Raw genomic sequence first — 14,175 nt, 5'->3', positions numbered from 1 at the left:
TCAGCCTCTTCCAACTCGGGTGCTATCCAAGTCGCCAAATTGGCCGCCCAATCCCTCAATCGAAGGGCGATGGAAATCCGGGTCCGCGTGCTCAAGAAGCGCACGAAGAGAGGCGGTTTTCTCGATGAATGAGGCATGCTCTTTCCTCGCTTTCTGGAGCAATTCATGCTCTTCTTTTGCCCTGGCGGCAGCCGCGTGGAGCTCCTTCATCTCTCGGAACTCAACGTAGGCGGCCTCCCCATACCAGAACGAGCGAATGCGCCTCTCGGTCCATTGCCATTCTGGATTCCCCTTGTGCGGGAACATTTCAACAAGCCGGTCATAAGCGGCGTTGAGGATGGCTTTTACCTTTCCCCTTCCACCGATGTCGGCAACGTAAGATCGAGCCAAGGTAACGTCTGACATTTTCTGGCTATCCGTGTTTGCGGAGACTTTTTCCATGACCTCGAACACTCCTCTGATGCATGGTTTTCCCATGGCTGAGGGCGATCAACGAAAGGAACTGAACTGGCGTGAGGCCGAAAGCCTCGAAGATGCGGCTCGCCGTTTGATTGGCGTCTTGGACGAGCGCGCGAAGAAGAGAAAAACACTTGCCGACAGTGGACTTGGTGTCGGCCCAAATTCTGATCAGCCGCGACAAATGTCCCTTGTCTCGCGAGCTGAAAGTTGGCCGGTAGCTGAGCGCCTTAGGGGTCCGCTGCGCTTCAAAGCTACCGGCCAGTCGAACACCAGCCAGGGAGGACAGGCTGGCGACCACACTGCTCAAGGGGAACCAAGCAGTGGATTGGAAAGGGTCTGCGGGCAGGTTCAGGCTAATCGACAAAATGCCGGCCCGAGGGGAGGAACTAACTCGGTCTTCACTACCCCCTGCCCGCATTCCGATGCGGATGAGGTAGCCGGCGGGTTTACGGTGCGGGGTGTAAGTCGCAACGCGCATCGGAAATGAGGTGTTGGCAGTGAAGATCATGGGCGGGCGCCCTCGATCCGAGCTATGAGAGCGACCGACAAAGCAAAACAGGTAAGGTCCCAAGCGCTGCTGAAAATTACCAGACTGCTCTTATGGGTTGCGATTCCGTACACCACGTTTCCGAGCGACCAGAAAAGCGAATAGACGAAAATCCTGGTGCCGCTCATGACTGCCTCTGTGCTCTCTTGGTGAGGTTGATGGTCATGTCGGCACCCGAACAACGCCGTGTCCCCGACAGACATTACAGCGACGGGAAAATTCGCTATCCCGAACAGAATTGCTCATGGCGGCGTCAACCAGAGGGAATAGGCCGAGGCTAATAATACCGGCCGCAATCTGCTGGCCGCGATTCATCAGGAAACCCTCGCCATCACATTTCGGGCAGACCGCGATGTCCGTGTTGATCTCGCTCATATCGCCCTCGCAACAGAACAGGCTGGCAATGAATGGGAAGACGGGTGGCTCATGCGGCCTCGCTTTCGGCGATAGCCCTCGAACAAGAATGACAATGCTGGCGACCGGTGCCGGCGCAAAGTGAGGGGTTTTTGCAGTGAGGGCGGAGGACGACTGGCGCGCGATCCTTCAAGAGGAAGGCCGGCACGTCATCATCGGAAATGGTGCCCGGCCCCGGGGTGGCGAGAGCCGGGCTATCCGCAGTGATCACGTCGGCGTACTGATCCGTCGTTACTGGCTGCGAATTAGAAACCTGCGCCGTCTCTCCGGCTGTCACCAATTGACCGTAGGTTGCGGGCCGACCAGCTTCCCTTGCTGCATGCACGGACTCGAACCGTGGGTTCTCGGCTGCTCGTTGCCTTTGTGGCTGTTCCTCGTGCACGTGCACGCGAGAGACGCCCGTCAGCGCTTCCCAGTACATGTCGAAAATCGCATTGCGCTCCTGCAGCTCGGACATGTCGAGCTTGCGAGCCGTGACACACTGGCGAACCGCCTTCACGTCAAAGCCGAAGCCGCGAAGTTCCTTGTAGATCTCGGACTTGTCGGTGTTCAGTTCCTTGATCTCGGCCTCAAGACGCTCGATGCGCTCAACGAAAGAGCGAAGCTGGCCGGCGGCGATGGTGTCGCTCATGCAGCGCGCTCCTGCTTCTTGGTCAGTTCGGCCCTCATCCATTCCATTAGCCGGTCGTACGTCTTGACCGTGAAGCCGGCGTTGTTCTCTCGCACCCTTCGAAAAAATGTGTTGTCCTTGATCGCCCGGAGACCGATCGTCTGCTCGGTCTGGCCCGTCACGGCGGTGACAAGGGCGGCGGTTTCGAATAGTCGGTTGCGAAGCTCTTGTTCCATGGCACTGCAGTATACGTATTTCTACGCAGCCTACAAGCCCCGTTCCGCGAATTTATACGCATGGCGGCAATTTCCCTAAAAAGATAAGTTCCGTACATGTCTGGAATCACGCCGGAAAAGCTCGCGGAAGCCATAGAACAAGCGGGAATGACCCCCGCTGGGCTGGCGCTCGCCATAGGCCGGGACAAAGACTACATCCGCGACTACCTGGTTGGCCGGAAGCGCAGCCTTAAAGCTGACGATCTGCTCCGCATAGCCGAGAAGGTTGGCGGCATAGACGCCTCGTTAACCTTGACGGAGGTGCCCCTCAGAAATGATTTGCCAGAGCTCCCCGTAATCGGAACGATACGCGCGGGAGCTTGGATTGAAACTTATATGCTCGACGTAGAAGACCAGGGAACAATCCCGGTCGCTCGTGATCGTCGATTCCCCCACGCCCGCCAATATGCCCTTGCTGTCTCCGGCGACAGCATGGACGAAATAGCGCCCGATGGGTCATTCGTCGTTTGCGTCGACTTCGCCGAAAGCGGCCTCAGGCTAAAAGCCGGAATGATTGCCCATGTCGAAAGTGTTGAGGTCGGAAAATCGGAGACGACCCTGAAGGAGATTGCTTTCGACAGCGGTGAAACAATCCTTCGGCCGCGCAGCTCAAACCCGATCTACAAGCCAATTACGACGCGGCGCCACAATGGCGTGGACGTTTTTATCAGAGGCATCGTTTTAAGCGTTTACAACCCCCAGAAGCTCTAGCGCTTATTCTCCTAAGCCATATCCTTCTTAAGAGAGAAAGACCTTCTGTTATTCTGCCTTCGGTTATTAGGGGGTCATGGTGAGTACCCTCCTCTAGGGTCCTGTAGCGTACCCTAGAGAAACCATGGTGCGTTGATCCGGTAGCGATTGACCGCGCGCTTTTTGACGCCGCGCCTGACCTTTTCAACAACGATCAATTCGGCCTCCACGAGGGCGCGAATCGCCATCTTGATGGTCTGCTTGTGCAGGCCCAATTCCTTAGCCATCGTAGTTTGTTGATGCCACATGTCCCGGTCGATCCGGTTGATATGCATGGCAATATATCCACCCACAAACCTGGCCATAATCGGCAGGTCTGTTCGCTTGTCCAGATCCCTCACCCAGTTGTCTCGCTGAAAGTACCACTCGCCCTCGCGCGTACGTTGGGGCCGGTTGTGTGTCTTGATCACCATGCTGTCCATATAGCGGAACTTTACGCACAAGCCAAACAACTATTTCCGTATTTTTCCGTAAAGGGGCTTGCACTACGTTTTTTTCCGTAGTAGGTATTAGGGACAGAAACGGAATTGCTCCGATGGCCCACCGGCTCAAAGCTTGCCCCTTCTGCGGTTCCCGCAAGACCGAACCGACCCAGTACCACAGCATCTTCTTCGTGGTCTGCCGGGACTGCCATGCGGATGGTCCCGCCAAGGACAGCGAGAGCGACGCCATCGAGGCTTGGAACACCCGCGTCACCCGCAAGATGGATGGCGACGGGCACTAACGAGACCACGAAGAAGCGCAAGCCGATCTGGTCTCAACGAAGGAGAACTACCGATGCTGACTTTCCCGACCAACCCGAACCATCCTGCCAACCAGATCGACATCGCCGAGGTTGCCGAACGTGTTCGCGCTGGCGGTCAGCGCCTTCGCGCTATGGATGCTCGCCGCGACGCCATGCGCAAGTTCGCCGAGAATAAGAAGGTTCGCGCCCTCTACTACGTCTGCAACGAAGCCGACGACACGGTTTCGTTGCGCAAGTTTGGACCGCGCGGCGCGGCCAAAGTTCTCTGGAACTACGGAGGCACCCGGTGACCGAGGACTGCGCTCAATGGCTCAGGGACAATCGCTATTCATACCCTCTCCTCTGCCGGAAATGCAGACGGCCGATAGCGGAATGCCAATCTATCCCCGAGCGCCAACCCCAGCCGCAACACCCCCTCCCAGCCTATCAGCAGCCAATAAGGAAGATGAAGATGGAGCAGGAAGATTGGACGCCAGTTCTCGATGCCCAGCGACGCAGCGACGACCGAATGGTGATCGATGCTCTCGTAGCGGCTTTGGAAAAGATGATCGCATGGGCCAATGGAGCCCCAGGCGGCTATCCAGGCACAGAGGCAGCGGCGGCACTAGCGATCGCGCGGCGTGCCTAATCCCCGAACTAACTCCAACCCTATCACAAGCATGAGGGAATGAGCAGATGATCAGCAAGGAAACCGCGACCGACATCGCTTACGCCTATCGCGAGATCGAGACGGCTGAGAAGCTGCTGACTGACATAGCTGCCACCATGGACAAGAGCAGCCACGTCGATATCCGCGATGCGTTCGGCCGGCGGGCAGATGGCCTGCAGCTCGGCATTCCGACAAGCGACACTGGCAGGACGCTCTACCAAGTTCCTTGGCCTTTGGCGCGGCCAATCATCGAGGCGCACATCGCGGCAAAGAAGGCAGCGCTCTCGGCTCTCAACGAGAAAGCGCGGTTCGAACTCGACGCCGCCTAATCCCATCCAGTTCAAACACAACGAACGGAAACCGAGAGATGTCTGAGACAGTGAAGCATACGCCGACTTACGAGGTCACTCGTGATGGTCGCGTGTTCTCTGTCGGTTCAAACTGGCGCGGATACGGCAAGCGCGAGCTGACCCAGGTCTTGAATAAAGATGGCTACCCAAGCGTTCGGATAATCATCGACGGAAAGCGGAAGAACCGCACAGTTCATAGCCTTGTAGCCAAACATTTCCTCCCGCAAAAGCCGTCCATTCGACATGAGGTTCGGCACCTCGACGGGAATAAATTGAACCCGAACGCGGACAATCTTGCGTGGGGTACGCAGAAAGAAAACGCAGAGGATCGCGCCCGCCATGGGAGAACTTCCCGAGGCGCATCCCATTCTGCGGCCATTAGGGCGAGCAACCAAGCGAACGGAACCCGAGCTTTTAGGCGCGCGCAGCGGGAGGCAAATCATGTCTGATTTTACGCCAGGACCGTGGCACCTGGAAATTTCGCTATCCGCCGACGACAACGGGCTGCAACAGTGCGTGATAGCAAACGAGACGGTTGAGGTTTGCGAAGTATCTGGGGCCGTTCTCGTAAGAGGCGAATTCCACCCTGAGAATATGGCCAACGCCCGCCTGATCGCGGCAGCGCCCGACATGCTGGCTGCGCTCAAGGAAGTTGCCGCGCGCCTCGGACCGCGATGGTTCCTTGAACAGAACTGGGATGCGCCAATCGCCGCAATTTTGAAGGCAGAAGGCCGCGCTGCAATTGCGGGGCAACGCCAGTGAACGCGCTCGGTTTCAGCTTCCAGGCTGTTCGCGAAGTCGGCTGTGACGTTCGCGTGATGACGAAGCGCTGCAACAAGCTGCTCGGGACGGAATACCGCATCGCCTACGGCCACGGCGCCGATACCCGCGAATTCATCTGCGGCGAGCTTGGCCTTTCACAACTCAAGCGCGGCGTCAGCCCGGATGAACTCTTCATGCTGGAAGTCGATCCGGCTGCTTCCGACGATGAGATTTGGGGAGAGTGAGATGACCGGTCCAGAACATACCGCAACTCCGTGGTCCACTGCCCCCTGTTCCAATGGCGGAGCTATTCTCCGGCGTGGCGGCGCGGAGGCATGGAAGCACCCACAGGGCATGCTCCAGATTGTGCCGGCCGAAGATGCAGAGTTTATCGTCCGAGCAGTCAACAGCCACTACGAACTGCTCGCCGTAGCCAAGAGGTGCCTGCGCATCGTCGAAGATGGCTCTCTCCCGGATTGGGATTGGCTTCGCGAAGTCATCGCCAAGGCGGAGGGTGCCTGACATGGCCCGCGACGAACTCGACGAGCGCGTCAACATCGAACTGTCACGCGCGCAACGCCAGGCATGGGAGCGCTCATTGCTCCTCATAGCCGGCATATCCCCAACCGAAGCATCCCGCATTGCTCATCTTGCAGCACAAGACAGAGCGGCGGTGGAGGAGATGCGCCATGCCGCGTGATCACATGGCCTCCATGTACGAGGCAGCAACAGCCATCGCTGATGCGCCGGTACAGGCGAACGACAATATTCGGCAGGCAAGCGCATGGTTCAGCCTGTCACAGACGCAACGGCGCTTGGCTCATCGCTATCGCGCCGACGCGCTCAAGTACGAGGCTGACGGCAACCACCGGAATTACGCGTCCTGCATGCTCGAAGCGCGGCGGCTCTGGCGTGACGCCAAGTGGCATCTGGAACGCGCGAAAATGAACCAGAGGAAAGGATAAACCAATGGCATTGCGCATCACCAAGGCTTCCGAGCCTATCACAGTCGAGCGTCTAAACACAGTCATTTACGGGCCGCCCGGGTTGGGGAAGTCCTCTCTCGCCTTTACTGCTGACATGCCGCTCCTGCTCGACTTCGATAACGGCAGTCACCGGGCTGCGAACCGCAAGGATACCGTACGCGTGTCTGACTGGTCCGATGTCGCCGGCATTAACGCCGAAGACCTCGCTCCATTCAATACCGTCATCGTGGACACAGCCGGCCGCGCGCTCGACACGCTCACCGCCGACATCATCCGCATCAACCCCAAGCATGGTCGTGGCGGCGCCCTCACCCTCCAGGGCTACGGCGAACTCAAGGCGCGGTTCACGGCCTTCCTAAAGCTCCTGAACAGCTTCGGCAAGGATGTCGTACTCATCGCCCATATGGATGAGCAGCGCAACGGAGACGACATCATCGAGCGTCTGGACGTTCAGGGAGGATCGAAGGGCGAAATCTACAAGGCCGCCGACGCCATGGGCCGGCTTGTAATCTCCAACGGCAAACGGCAGCTCCGGTTCTCCCCGACCGATGCAGCATTCGGCAAGAATCCGGGCCAGTTGGAACCGCTCGACGTGCCTGACATGTCGGCACCCGAATTCGACGGATTCCTTGCCGGCGTCATCGATCGCATCAAATCTCGCCTGAACGAACTGACGGAAGACCAGCGCGAAGCTATGGCCGAGCAGCAGTGGTTCCGTGACGCCCTTCCCAAAGTCGAAAGCCTCTCGGGCATCAATGAGCTTCTGCCCCGGGCCATCACCGCTGGCACAGTCTGCAAGACGCTTCTCCACAAGCGAGCAACGGAACTTGGTCTGGCCTTCGACAAGGCGCGCGCCGAATACGCCGAGAGCAAGAAGGAAGCGGCGTAATGCTGGCCCGCGTCTCTAACATTGAGGCCTACCGGCAGTGGAAGAATTGGCAGCCGCTTTTCGAAGGCCAAGAAGAGCCGACCGTGGAAGACTTGGTGCAGTTCATCACCGTCGATGAGCCCTCGGAGGCTATGAAAGCCGGCACGGCCTTCCACAAGGCCATGGAGACCGCCGGCGACGGCCTCCACACGCAGTTCGAGGTGGACGACTATACGTTCTATCTGCCCGACGCTGCCATCTCCCTGCCCGCCATTCGGGAGATGCGCGCCTATGGGCAATATGGCGGCCTGACCGTTACCGGACAGGTTGACGGCGTGGAAGGCCGCGTCGTCACCGATCACAAGACAACCAGCAAGTTCGACCCCGAGCGGTATCTGAACGGGTGCCAGTGGAAGTTCTATCTCGACATCTTCGGCGCCAATGAATTCCGCTGGAACATCTTCGTTCTGAAGGAACTGGAGCCGATGGTCTATGGCGTGTCTGAACCGCAGGTGCTCAAGGCCTACCGCTACCCGGAAATGCACGACCACTGCGAAAAGCTGGCGGCCGACTATCTGGCGTTCGCCAAGGTGCATCTGCGTGAAGAACTCCCCGAAGCAGCCCGTCTATTGATGGCTGGCTAGAGCAAAGGGCCGGCGCGAATGCCGGCCCGGAAAGGGCAACGAGAATGATGCGGTTCACCATTCGAGACGAAACTGTGCATGGCGCCTTCGACATGCTCGAAAGCCATGCGCAGCCGGCGGCAGCCGCAAGAGCCATGCGCGAGCGTCGTGAGGAAGAGAAGCGCCAAGCCAAGGCCCGCGCCTTCCTGAACGCCACAGGCAGCGTTGCAGAGCGCGATGCGCGATCTGTGCTGGACGAAGCCTACCAACAAGCCTGCGAGCGCTTCTATGCGGCTGTTGAGGCCGACGAGGAATATCGCAACCAGCGCAGCAAGTGCGAGGCCGTCATAGAGGCGTGGCGCACCGTTCAGAGCAACTATCGCGCCATGGGGAAAGTCGCATGATCACCCCCGTCTACGTAGAGGGATACTGGCGCCGTAAGCCAGAACCGAAAAAGCCAGAGCGCTCGACGGCATCCCGCAATTTGCACAACATGCTCTATGACGAGGTGACGGGGCCGCTCCTTGAAATGAGGCTGGCAGAGGCGATCGAGGAAGAGTTGGAGAGCCATGGCCAACCGTCGTGAATTCACGGCCGCCACACGCAAGGCCGCTCTCAAGCGCTCCAACATGCGCTGCGAGGCTGTGGGCGAATGGTACGGACTCGGACCAGGCCAGCGTTGCCACGCAGGCTTAGCTCATGGCGTCGAGTACGATCATATCATCCTCGATGCCAATTCCAAGGATAACAGCCTGGAGAATTGCGCTGCCGTGTGTGTCAAGTGTCACCGCTACAAGACGGCCCACCATGACACGCCGACCGCCGCAAAAACCGTCGCGCAATCCCTCATGGGCATGAAGACGCGCGTCAAGGTCAAGATACCACAACCGCCCAAGCAACCGCGCCAGCAGACCAAGATGCCGCTGCCTCCGAGAACTTTATTTCAGGAGAAATTGCCATGATCCTTCGCGGCTTCCGATACAAGCTGGTTCCGGCACCTGAGCAGGAAGCCTTGTTCCGGCAGTTCGCTGGCGTTTGCCGGTTGGTCTACAATCTCGCGCTTGAACAGCGGCAGGTTTGGGGTCGCTCGCATCGCATCGGATACATTCAGCAGGCCGTTGACCTGACCCGTCTCCGCGCCGAATACGATTGGATTGCCGCTGTGTCGCAGACCTGCCAGCAGCAGGCACTGCGTGATCTCGACAAGGCGTTCGCCAATTTCTTCAAAGGTGTCGCCCGCTATCCGACATCTCGCTGCAAAGGCGTCAATGACAGCTTCCGCTTTCAGGGTCGCGAGGTCAATGTCAAGCGGCTGAACGGCAAATGGTCTGCCGTGCGCCTCCCGAAGATCGGATGGGTGAAGTTCCGCGACACTCGCCCGATGCGTGGCACGCTCAAGAACGTTACCGTCTCGGTCGATGCGCTTGGCTGGCACATCAGCTTCGCCCGCGAGATCGAGCACGATGCGGCGGCCAATACTCGCCCGTCTGTCGGCATTGATCGTGGCGTTGTGAATACGCTGGCGCTTTCGACTGGCGAGCAGATGTCCATGCCGCGCTCGCTTGAGGCGATAGAGCAACGCAAGCGGCGCGTCCAGAAGGTGGTGGCGCGACGCAAGCGCGGCTCGAAGCGCTGGGCCAAGGCATTGCGCCGGGTGGCGCGTCTTTCTGCTCGCATCTCGCGCATTCGCAAGGACTGGCATCACAAGACCAGTCTCGATATTGCCTGCCGCTTCGGAACGGTTGTCCTTGAAGACCTCAAAATCAACAACATGACCGCTTCCGGCCGCGGAACTATGGCCGAGCCGGGGCGTAACGTCCGGCAAAAGGCCGGTCTCAACCGCAGCATTCTTAACCAGGGTTGGTTCGGCTTCGAGACGATCCTTGCCTACAAGCTTGCCGAGCGCGGCGGGACGCTCGAAAAGGTCGATCCCGCCTACACGTCGCAACAGTGTTCGCAATGCGATTGCATCGACAAACGAAGCCGCGAGAGCCAAGCTCGCTTCGTCTGTATTGATTGTGGTTACGTTGAGCATGCTGACACCAATGCGGCGTTGAACATCTTGCGTCGGAACACGGCGTTTATGCGCGTGGAGGAAAGCTTTGGCTTTCCGATGAAGCGCGAACTTCCAATAGGAAATCCCCGTCCTTCAGGGTGGGGAAGATGTTAACCGCCGCGCCAGTGCAGAGGAGGGGGCAGATGCAGCATCGCTTGCGGCGCCACAAGGAAGACAAATGGGGACCGTGGACGAATGGCCCCGTGCCGGCAGACTACCTCGGTTGGTTTGAAACGCGGCAGGCGGCCGCTCCAGAGAGAGTGAAGCTTATGGAAATAGACGAAGTTGATCGCGCAATGATTGAGCGCGGGGACCGGATTGGGGCAAGCCTGCAGCGCGCCCTGCTGAAGTTCCACGACGATCATGCCCTTCTCCCCGCAGGAGATGCAAAGGCAGGGGCGGTGGAGGGGGTGCGGCCGTGAGGTGGTCTCTTTCACATCGCGCCGACCGGAACGCCAGAGCGTTGGCTGACAGGCATTACAACCGCCAAAAGATCGGTTCGCCCCAGTTCGTCCCTCCGGGCCGCTGCCTCGTCCTCTATGCCCGCACGGGCCAAGGTGAAGCGTTCTGGATCACTTCGTGGCCGTTCGCTGAGTACGTCAAGCACGAATGGGCTGGCGCATGGGTTTGCTCGGCATTTCGCAACGAAGCAGCTGCTCTGTCGTCGGAACTGATCATCGAAGCGCTCGCCGCGTCCAAAGCCTATTTCGGGCCGCCGCCACCGCTCGGGATGGTTACGTTCGTTGACACCACAAAAGTGCGCCGCAAGCGAGATTTTGGCCGTTGCTATCTGAAGGCAGGCTTCAAGCACGCCGGCTTCACCAAGGGCGGCTTGCACGCCCTCCAAATCCTTCCCGATGCCATGCCGGAACCGATGACGGCTCATCAGATGCTGCCCGGCCCGTTGTTTTTGGAGGCAATATGACCGAGGCAGATACTTGGCGGCGCGTCGCTGAACGTCTTGAGCGCGAAAAGCAGGCTTTGCTTGCCGCCCCGCATCCACATCCACCGGCAGAGGTGGGCGAACTGGTGGCGCAACTGACGAAGTGGAGCGATCCGGAAGAGTACGAGCGTATCATGTCCCACTGGGACGCGTGGCGCAAATACATCGCTGAAGGCGGTGGCGGTTCATGGCCGCGCGACGCTTTCGAAAGCATCCTCAGCGCGTTCGGGGGAAATGGTCGCGAAGCCGCCGCCCTCCTCGCCAGCCAAGCCGAGAAGCTGGCAGTGGTGGAGCGGGAAAACCGCGGCATGCACGAGGCGCTCGAAAGCGGGCAGGCGTTTGGCTTCGACCCGGCCACCGGATACCTCCACGCTGACGATGGCGGCGCACCCGGAAGCTGCATCTTCTACGTTCCAAAAGAGGAAGCCGCATCCGACCGCGCTCGTATAGCCGTATTGGAGAAGGCGCACGATATGATCGGACGCTCGGTTTCGCTGTTTTCAAGTCTGCTCATGGAGATCCCCAAATTCAGTACCGAGCTGAACGACACGTTCTTCACGCTGCGGGACGAAATGCGCCAGTGGCTTGTCGATGAAGCAGACGCCGCCCTCTCTCCGAAGGATCAAGCACATGAATAGCGCCGTCACGGAAGCGCAGAATCGAATCTTGGAAGATTTGAACAAGGCGCCCACTGTCGTGGATCGTCTTCGCCTGCACGTCCATGACCCGAAAACATTCGAGTTTTCCTATGATGATGCCTGCGAATTGCTCGAAATCGTCGAAGCCGCCGCATCCCTATCTGGAGATATGGTGCTGGTGCCGAAGGCCGCGCTCGACTGGCTTAACGGTGAAGGCCCGGATGATAATGGCTACTGGTTCGGCGACAATCATGAGGCACTGAACCCTAAAGGCCGATTCTGGTGGCGCGAGGTGTTCAACCGCATGCGCTCTCTCCCCACCGCTCCGGGAGGCAGGCCATGAGCCCAGAGGATTTCCAGCAGAACAACGAGCATGGTGGCTACCCGATTGTCACCGCTCTACCAGGCAACGTCTTCCAGCGCGCGGCGCGCGGCATTCTGTGCTGGTTCTCCCTTTGCCAGACATTCACGACCCAATCGGACGATACCGGCTGCTGGGGAGAATGCACCCTATGCGGCAAACGTGTCGGCTTTGTTGATCGCGCCACCCTGCGCGCGTTTGCTGACGCGGAATACCTTCGAGAGATGGCCCGCCGCGCTGCCTTGGAGCGCACCGATGGAGAGCGACCATGAACCACGTAGTCCTAACGGTAGCGGATTTCGAGCAGAACGGTTTCGTCGCGCTTGCCCAATGGTCTGGCCTGTCAGAGGAAGCGGCTCGATCCTTCATTGCGGAGCAAGATGCCGCAGTTTCCGATGACGCCGAGCCGGATAGCGACACGGCGCCCTTCGCCTTCATCCTAGATTTGATGACGCCGAACGGCGATTGCGTTGACAACGGCAAGCGAATGCTTCCGACGCAGGTTGCCATGTCGCTTGCCCCGGAACAAGTGCGTCTCTGGCTGGAGGAGCGCCCCGACCCGGATAGCGCAATGTATCGCCGCGTCCCCGAGCTTGGGGGCCGGCCATGACCGACCCGGCTGATATCGAGCGCATAGAGCGTGGCATGCGCGAAGCGCTAGAGAGCGTCGGCAACCTGCATTGGGGAACGCGAGGAATCTTCAATCTTAGCTCTGCCACAACGTCGGCAATCGATGCCTTCACTGACCTTTGCAGCCCAGAGAACATTAGCGCCATCCTAGACGAACTCTCCCGGCTCAGAGAGGAAAACCGGATGCTTGCAACGGAGGCGCACAGCTATCTGAGCCAACTGTTGCAGCCAGACGATTCCGCCGCCCGCGCCTTCATGGAGCGCAAGGGGGATGCAGGGTGAGCAAGCCGCTGCGCTTCACCAAGGCCGAACTGGCAAGCGCCGCAAAGCTTTGCCGGGAACATGGCGTTATGGTGAAGCTCGGCCGCGACGGATCGATGCTGGTTATCCCCGATACACACAGGCCGGAGGTGGTTGACACCTCAGCAGAGGACGACCTCGATGCTGAATTAGCAGCATTCGAGGCGAAGCATGGTCATGGTTGAGTTGAAGGGCCTTCATGTCGTGAAGGCCAAGGGCCGGACGTATTACTATGCCTGGCGCGGCGGTCCAGCGGTCAAGGGTGTGCCGGGAACGCCAGAGTTCCAAGCCGCCTATAACGAGGCCGTGGCGAACCATAGGGCGCCGGACCAGAAGAAATTCAAGTCAGCGGTCTACCTCTACAAGGCGAGCCCTGATTATCAGAAGCTCGCCGACAGCACGCGCCGAAACTGGTCGCGTTGGCTTGATCGGATCAACGATCATTTCGGGGATCTGAGCATTGCGCAGTTCGATCGATCCGAGAAGATCAGGCCGCTGATCATCAAGTGGCGCGCCAAATGGGCCGACAAGCCGCGCACCGCGGATTATGGCATGCAGGTGCTTTCGCGCGTCCTGGCCTATTGCGTTGATCCGCTCGGCAAGATCGCGTCGAACCCATGCGAGGGTATCAGGCAGGTCTATAGCGGCTCCCGAGCCGAGATCATCTGGACCGATGCCGACATTGCGCACCTGAAAAAGACGTGCTCGCCAGAGATAGCCCATGCCGTCGATCTGGCAGCCCATACTGGCCTTCGGCTTGGCGACCTGCTGCGCTTGTCGTGGTCTCACGTCGGCGAGGACGCCATTGTCGTCAAGACCAGCAAGACCAAGAGCGAGGCCATCATTCCGCTATACGACGCCCTCCGCGATGTTCTGGCGCGTATCCCGCGCCGCTCGCCGGTCATCCTGACCAACAGCAAGAATCGGCCATGGTCCGGCTTCGGCGCCTCCTACACGAAGGCCAAGGCCAAGGCGTGGCCGGGCGGCATCGATCTGCACTTCCACGACCTTCGCGGGACAGCTGCGACCAAGTTCTACCTGGCTGGAATGAGCGAGCGAGAGATCGGCGAGATTATGGGCTGGGAGGAAGAGAGCGTGCGCAAGATCATCCGCCGCTATGTCGATCGCCAGGCCGCCATCAAGGATCGGATTCGCAAGATGAACGAGGCCAGAAAGTGAACGGAGCCAGTAAAACTCGGTGTAAAACCG

The 14,175-nt window shown here is 59.2% G+C and carries 31 protein-coding genes; 24 read left to right on the top strand and 7 right to left on the bottom strand.

Features of this window, described 5'->3' with window-relative positions:
- The 5 genes from LB553_RS00965 to LB553_RS00945 form a co-directional block, all read right to left on the bottom strand.
- The gene (locus LB553_RS00965; RefSeq protein ID WP_224509585.1) at nt 1-441 is read right to left on the bottom strand and encodes a hypothetical protein; all 441 of its coding nucleotides are present in this window, start codon (nt 439-441) and stop codon (nt 1-3) included.
- Entirely contained in the window at nt 413-967 is a 555-nt protein-coding gene (locus LB553_RS00960; protein WP_224509582.1) for a hypothetical protein, read from the bottom strand. The genes LB553_RS00965 and LB553_RS00960 overlap by 29 nt, the downstream gene beginning before the upstream one ends.
- 201 nt (nt 968-1,168) lie before the next feature.
- The gene (locus LB553_RS00955; RefSeq protein WP_224509577.1) at nt 1,169-1,381 is read right to left on the bottom strand and encodes a hypothetical protein; all 213 of its coding nucleotides are present in this window, start codon (nt 1,379-1,381) and stop codon (nt 1,169-1,171) included.
- Between the two features lie 49 nt (nt 1,382-1,430).
- A complete protein-coding gene (locus LB553_RS00950) occupies nt 1,431-2,051 on the bottom strand; it encodes a DUF2312 domain-containing protein (RefSeq protein ID WP_224509573.1) in 621 nt (206 codons plus the stop codon).
- Complete coding sequence (locus tag LB553_RS00945; RefSeq protein ID WP_224509570.1) at nt 2,048-2,266, bottom strand: hypothetical protein; 219 nt, start codon at nt 2,264-2,266, stop codon at nt 2,048-2,050. The genes LB553_RS00950 and LB553_RS00945 overlap by 4 nt, the downstream gene beginning before the upstream one ends.
- Before the next feature lie 96 nt (nt 2,267-2,362).
- Here LB553_RS00945 and LB553_RS00940 point away from each other — a divergent pair, with 96 nt between their 5' ends.
- On the top strand, nt 2,363-3,016 hold the full coding sequence (locus tag LB553_RS00940; RefSeq protein ID WP_224509568.1) for a LexA family protein: 654 nt from the start codon (nt 2,363-2,365) through the stop codon (nt 3,014-3,016).
- A gap of 113 nt (nt 3,017-3,129) precedes the next feature.
- On the opposite strand, the gene LB553_RS00935 is transcribed toward LB553_RS00940, so the two are convergent.
- The gene (locus LB553_RS00935; protein ID WP_224509564.1) at nt 3,130-3,468 is read right to left on the bottom strand and encodes a hypothetical protein; all 339 of its coding nucleotides are present in this window, start codon (nt 3,466-3,468) and stop codon (nt 3,130-3,132) included.
- Nucleotides 3,469-3,590: 122 nt separating this feature from the next.
- Here LB553_RS00935 and LB553_RS00930 point away from each other — a divergent pair, with 122 nt between their 5' ends.
- The 15 genes from LB553_RS00930 to LB553_RS00860 all read left to right on the top strand — a co-directional run bounded on the left by LB553_RS00930 (nt 3,591) and on the right by LB553_RS00860 (nt 10,208).
- A complete protein-coding gene (locus LB553_RS00930) occupies nt 3,591-3,779 on the top strand; it encodes a Lar family restriction alleviation protein (RefSeq protein ID WP_224509560.1) in 189 nt (62 codons plus the stop codon).
- Between the two features lie 53 nt (nt 3,780-3,832).
- Nucleotides 3,833-4,090 (top strand): hypothetical protein, encoded by a 258-nt coding sequence (locus LB553_RS00925; protein WP_224509558.1) that lies wholly within the window; start codon nt 3,833-3,835, stop codon nt 4,088-4,090.
- 385 nt (nt 4,091-4,475) lie between these two features.
- The gene (locus LB553_RS00920; protein WP_224509555.1) at nt 4,476-4,778 is read left to right on the top strand and encodes a hypothetical protein; all 303 of its coding nucleotides are present in this window, start codon (nt 4,476-4,478) and stop codon (nt 4,776-4,778) included.
- Nucleotides 4,779-4,816: 38 nt separating this feature from the next.
- Nucleotides 4,817-5,248 (top strand): HNH endonuclease, encoded by a 432-nt coding sequence (locus tag LB553_RS30745; RefSeq protein WP_224509552.1) that lies wholly within the window; start codon nt 4,817-4,819, stop codon nt 5,246-5,248.
- Entirely contained in the window at nt 5,241-5,561 is a 321-nt protein-coding gene (locus tag LB553_RS00910; RefSeq protein ID WP_224509549.1) for a hypothetical protein, read from the top strand. Before LB553_RS30745 ends, LB553_RS00910 begins: the two co-directional genes overlap by 8 nt.
- Nucleotides 5,558-5,806 (top strand): hypothetical protein, encoded by a 249-nt coding sequence (locus LB553_RS00905; RefSeq protein WP_224509546.1) that lies wholly within the window; start codon nt 5,558-5,560, stop codon nt 5,804-5,806. Before LB553_RS00910 ends, LB553_RS00905 begins: the two co-directional genes overlap by 4 nt.
- 109 nt (nt 5,807-5,915) lie before the next feature.
- Nucleotides 5,916-6,083 (top strand): hypothetical protein, encoded by a 168-nt coding sequence (locus LB553_RS00900; RefSeq protein ID WP_224509543.1) that lies wholly within the window; start codon nt 5,916-5,918, stop codon nt 6,081-6,083.
- Nucleotide 6,084: 1 nt separating this feature from the next.
- Nucleotides 6,085-6,261, top strand: coding sequence for a hypothetical protein (locus LB553_RS00895; protein ID WP_224509541.1), 177 nt, complete (start codon nt 6,085-6,087; stop codon nt 6,259-6,261).
- On the top strand, nt 6,251-6,526 hold the full coding sequence (locus LB553_RS00890; protein WP_224509536.1) for a hypothetical protein: 276 nt from the start codon (nt 6,251-6,253) through the stop codon (nt 6,524-6,526). The genes LB553_RS00895 and LB553_RS00890 overlap by 11 nt, the downstream gene beginning before the upstream one ends.
- 4 nt (nt 6,527-6,530) lie before the next feature.
- Nucleotides 6,531-7,436, top strand: a complete 906-nt coding sequence (locus LB553_RS00885; RefSeq protein WP_224509533.1) for an ATP-binding protein — start codon at nt 6,531-6,533, stop codon at nt 7,434-7,436.
- Entirely contained in the window at nt 7,436-8,059 is a 624-nt protein-coding gene (locus tag LB553_RS00880; protein ID WP_224509530.1) for a hypothetical protein, read from the top strand. Before LB553_RS00885 ends, LB553_RS00880 begins: the two co-directional genes overlap by 1 nt.
- A 44-nt stretch (nt 8,060-8,103) precedes the next feature.
- Entirely contained in the window at nt 8,104-8,442 is a 339-nt protein-coding gene (locus tag LB553_RS00875) for a hypothetical protein (RefSeq protein WP_224509527.1), read from the top strand.
- Complete coding sequence (locus LB553_RS00870) at nt 8,439-8,624, top strand: hypothetical protein (RefSeq protein WP_224509525.1); 186 nt, start codon at nt 8,439-8,441, stop codon at nt 8,622-8,624. The genes LB553_RS00875 and LB553_RS00870 overlap by 4 nt, the downstream gene beginning before the upstream one ends.
- The gene (locus LB553_RS00865) at nt 8,608-9,000 is read left to right on the top strand and encodes an HNH endonuclease (RefSeq protein WP_224509521.1); all 393 of its coding nucleotides are present in this window, start codon (nt 8,608-8,610) and stop codon (nt 8,998-9,000) included. The genes LB553_RS00870 and LB553_RS00865 overlap by 17 nt, the downstream gene beginning before the upstream one ends.
- Entirely contained in the window at nt 8,997-10,208 is a 1,212-nt protein-coding gene (locus tag LB553_RS00860) for an RNA-guided endonuclease InsQ/TnpB family protein (RefSeq protein WP_224509517.1), read from the top strand. Before LB553_RS00865 ends, LB553_RS00860 begins: the two co-directional genes overlap by 4 nt.
- Here LB553_RS00860 and LB553_RS00855 read toward each other — a convergent pair.
- Nucleotides 10,205-10,459, bottom strand: a complete 255-nt coding sequence (locus LB553_RS00855) for a hypothetical protein (RefSeq protein ID WP_224509514.1) — start codon at nt 10,457-10,459, stop codon at nt 10,205-10,207. The genes LB553_RS00860 and LB553_RS00855 overlap by 4 nt on opposite strands.
- A 98-nt stretch (nt 10,460-10,557) precedes the next feature.
- Between LB553_RS00855 and LB553_RS00850 the strand changes: the two genes are divergently transcribed.
- From LB553_RS00850 to LB553_RS00815, 8 genes are read left to right on the top strand one after another with little or no spacing between them, the layout of a single operon-like run.
- Nucleotides 10,558-11,019 carry a hypothetical protein gene (locus LB553_RS00850; protein WP_224509511.1) on the top strand — a complete coding sequence of 154 codons (462 nt, stop codon included), beginning with the start codon at nt 10,558-10,560 and terminating at the stop codon, nt 11,017-11,019.
- Nucleotides 11,016-11,675, top strand: coding sequence for a hypothetical protein (locus tag LB553_RS00845; RefSeq protein WP_224509508.1), 660 nt, complete (start codon nt 11,016-11,018; stop codon nt 11,673-11,675). Before LB553_RS00850 ends, LB553_RS00845 begins: the two co-directional genes overlap by 4 nt.
- The gene (locus LB553_RS00840) at nt 11,668-12,018 is read left to right on the top strand and encodes a hypothetical protein (RefSeq protein WP_224509505.1); all 351 of its coding nucleotides are present in this window, start codon (nt 11,668-11,670) and stop codon (nt 12,016-12,018) included. The genes LB553_RS00845 and LB553_RS00840 overlap by 8 nt, the downstream gene beginning before the upstream one ends.
- Nucleotides 12,015-12,308 carry a hypothetical protein gene (locus tag LB553_RS00835; protein ID WP_224509502.1) on the top strand — a complete coding sequence of 98 codons (294 nt, stop codon included), beginning with the start codon at nt 12,015-12,017 and terminating at the stop codon, nt 12,306-12,308. The genes LB553_RS00840 and LB553_RS00835 overlap by 4 nt, the downstream gene beginning before the upstream one ends.
- The gene (locus LB553_RS00830; protein WP_224509499.1) at nt 12,305-12,646 is read left to right on the top strand and encodes a hypothetical protein; all 342 of its coding nucleotides are present in this window, start codon (nt 12,305-12,307) and stop codon (nt 12,644-12,646) included. The genes LB553_RS00835 and LB553_RS00830 overlap by 4 nt, the downstream gene beginning before the upstream one ends.
- The gene (locus tag LB553_RS00825; RefSeq protein WP_224509496.1) at nt 12,643-12,948 is read left to right on the top strand and encodes a hypothetical protein; all 306 of its coding nucleotides are present in this window, start codon (nt 12,643-12,645) and stop codon (nt 12,946-12,948) included. The genes LB553_RS00830 and LB553_RS00825 overlap by 4 nt, the downstream gene beginning before the upstream one ends.
- Nucleotides 12,945-13,151 carry a hypothetical protein gene (locus LB553_RS00820; protein WP_224509494.1) on the top strand — a complete coding sequence of 69 codons (207 nt, stop codon included), beginning with the start codon at nt 12,945-12,947 and terminating at the stop codon, nt 13,149-13,151. Before LB553_RS00825 ends, LB553_RS00820 begins: the two co-directional genes overlap by 4 nt.
- A complete protein-coding gene (locus tag LB553_RS00815) occupies nt 13,138-14,145 on the top strand; it encodes a tyrosine-type recombinase/integrase (protein WP_224509489.1) in 1,008 nt (335 codons plus the stop codon). Before LB553_RS00820 ends, LB553_RS00815 begins: the two co-directional genes overlap by 14 nt.
- The last annotated feature ends 30 nt before the right edge of the window (nt 14,146-14,175 follow it).

The sequence above is a fragment of the Mesorhizobium sp. CA8 genome (genome assembly GCF_020164955.1).
Taxonomy (GTDB): Bacteria; Pseudomonadota; Alphaproteobacteria; order Rhizobiales; family Rhizobiaceae; genus Mesorhizobium.
The sequence above is the reverse complement of the archived record's forward strand: the minus strand, read 5'-3'. Positions and strand labels throughout refer to the sequence as shown.

Coding starts and splice junctions, on each gene's coding strand:
- LB553_RS00930 (WP_224509560.1), top strand. CDS start 3,591: ATGGCCCACCGGCTCAAAGCTTGCCCCTTCTGCGGTTCCCGCAAGACC.
- LB553_RS00910 (WP_224509549.1), top strand. CDS start 5,241: ATGTCTGATTTTACGCCAGGACCGTGGCACCTGGAAATTTCGCTATCC.
- LB553_RS00885 (WP_224509533.1), top strand. CDS start 6,531: ATGGCATTGCGCATCACCAAGGCTTCCGAGCCTATCACAGTCGAGCGT.
- LB553_RS00830 (WP_224509499.1), top strand. CDS start 12,305: ATGAACCACGTAGTCCTAACGGTAGCGGATTTCGAGCAGAACGGTTTC.
- LB553_RS00960 (WP_224509582.1), bottom strand. CDS start 967: ATGATCTTCACTGCCAACACCTCATTTCCGATGCGCGTTGCGACTTAC.
- LB553_RS30745 (WP_224509552.1), top strand. CDS start 4,817: ATGTCTGAGACAGTGAAGCATACGCCGACTTACGAGGTCACTCGTGAT.
- LB553_RS00870 (WP_224509525.1), top strand. CDS start 8,439: ATGATCACCCCCGTCTACGTAGAGGGATACTGGCGCCGTAAGCCAGAA.
- LB553_RS00860 (WP_224509517.1), top strand. CDS start 8,997: ATGATCCTTCGCGGCTTCCGATACAAGCTGGTTCCGGCACCTGAGCAG.
- LB553_RS00925 (WP_224509558.1), top strand. CDS start 3,833: ATGCTGACTTTCCCGACCAACCCGAACCATCCTGCCAACCAGATCGAC.
- LB553_RS00900 (WP_224509543.1), top strand. CDS start 5,916: ATGCTCCAGATTGTGCCGGCCGAAGATGCAGAGTTTATCGTCCGAGCA.
- LB553_RS00895 (WP_224509541.1), top strand. CDS start 6,085: ATGGCCCGCGACGAACTCGACGAGCGCGTCAACATCGAACTGTCACGC.
- LB553_RS00890 (WP_224509536.1), top strand. CDS start 6,251: ATGCCGCGTGATCACATGGCCTCCATGTACGAGGCAGCAACAGCCATC.
- LB553_RS00935 (WP_224509564.1), bottom strand. CDS start 3,468: ATGGTGATCAAGACACACAACCGGCCCCAACGTACGCGCGAGGGCGAG.
- LB553_RS00965 (WP_224509585.1), bottom strand. CDS start 441: ATGGAAAAAGTCTCCGCAAACACGGATAGCCAGAAAATGTCAGACGTT.
- LB553_RS00880 (WP_224509530.1), top strand. CDS start 7,436: ATGCTGGCCCGCGTCTCTAACATTGAGGCCTACCGGCAGTGGAAGAAT.
- LB553_RS00825 (WP_224509496.1), top strand. CDS start 12,643: ATGACCGACCCGGCTGATATCGAGCGCATAGAGCGTGGCATGCGCGAA.
- LB553_RS00945 (WP_224509570.1), bottom strand. CDS start 2,266: ATGGAACAAGAGCTTCGCAACCGACTATTCGAAACCGCCGCCCTTGTC.
- LB553_RS00840 (WP_224509505.1), top strand. CDS start 11,668: ATGAATAGCGCCGTCACGGAAGCGCAGAATCGAATCTTGGAAGATTTG.
- LB553_RS00835 (WP_224509502.1), top strand. CDS start 12,015: ATGAGCCCAGAGGATTTCCAGCAGAACAACGAGCATGGTGGCTACCCG.
- LB553_RS00875 (WP_224509527.1), top strand. CDS start 8,104: ATGATGCGGTTCACCATTCGAGACGAAACTGTGCATGGCGCCTTCGAC.
- LB553_RS00940 (WP_224509568.1), top strand. CDS start 2,363: ATGTCTGGAATCACGCCGGAAAAGCTCGCGGAAGCCATAGAACAAGCG.
- LB553_RS00845 (WP_224509508.1), top strand. CDS start 11,016: ATGACCGAGGCAGATACTTGGCGGCGCGTCGCTGAACGTCTTGAGCGC.
- LB553_RS00855 (WP_224509514.1), bottom strand. CDS start 10,459: ATGATCGTCGTGGAACTTCAGCAGGGCGCGCTGCAGGCTTGCCCCAAT.
- LB553_RS00950 (WP_224509573.1), bottom strand. CDS start 2,051: ATGAGCGACACCATCGCCGCCGGCCAGCTTCGCTCTTTCGTTGAGCGC.
- LB553_RS00865 (WP_224509521.1), top strand. CDS start 8,608: ATGGCCAACCGTCGTGAATTCACGGCCGCCACACGCAAGGCCGCTCTC.
- LB553_RS00815 (WP_224509489.1), top strand. CDS start 13,138: ATGGTCATGGTTGAGTTGAAGGGCCTTCATGTCGTGAAGGCCAAGGGC.
- LB553_RS00955 (WP_224509577.1), bottom strand. CDS start 1,381: ATGAGCGAGATCAACACGGACATCGCGGTCTGCCCGAAATGTGATGGC.
- LB553_RS00920 (WP_224509555.1), top strand. CDS start 4,476: ATGATCAGCAAGGAAACCGCGACCGACATCGCTTACGCCTATCGCGAG.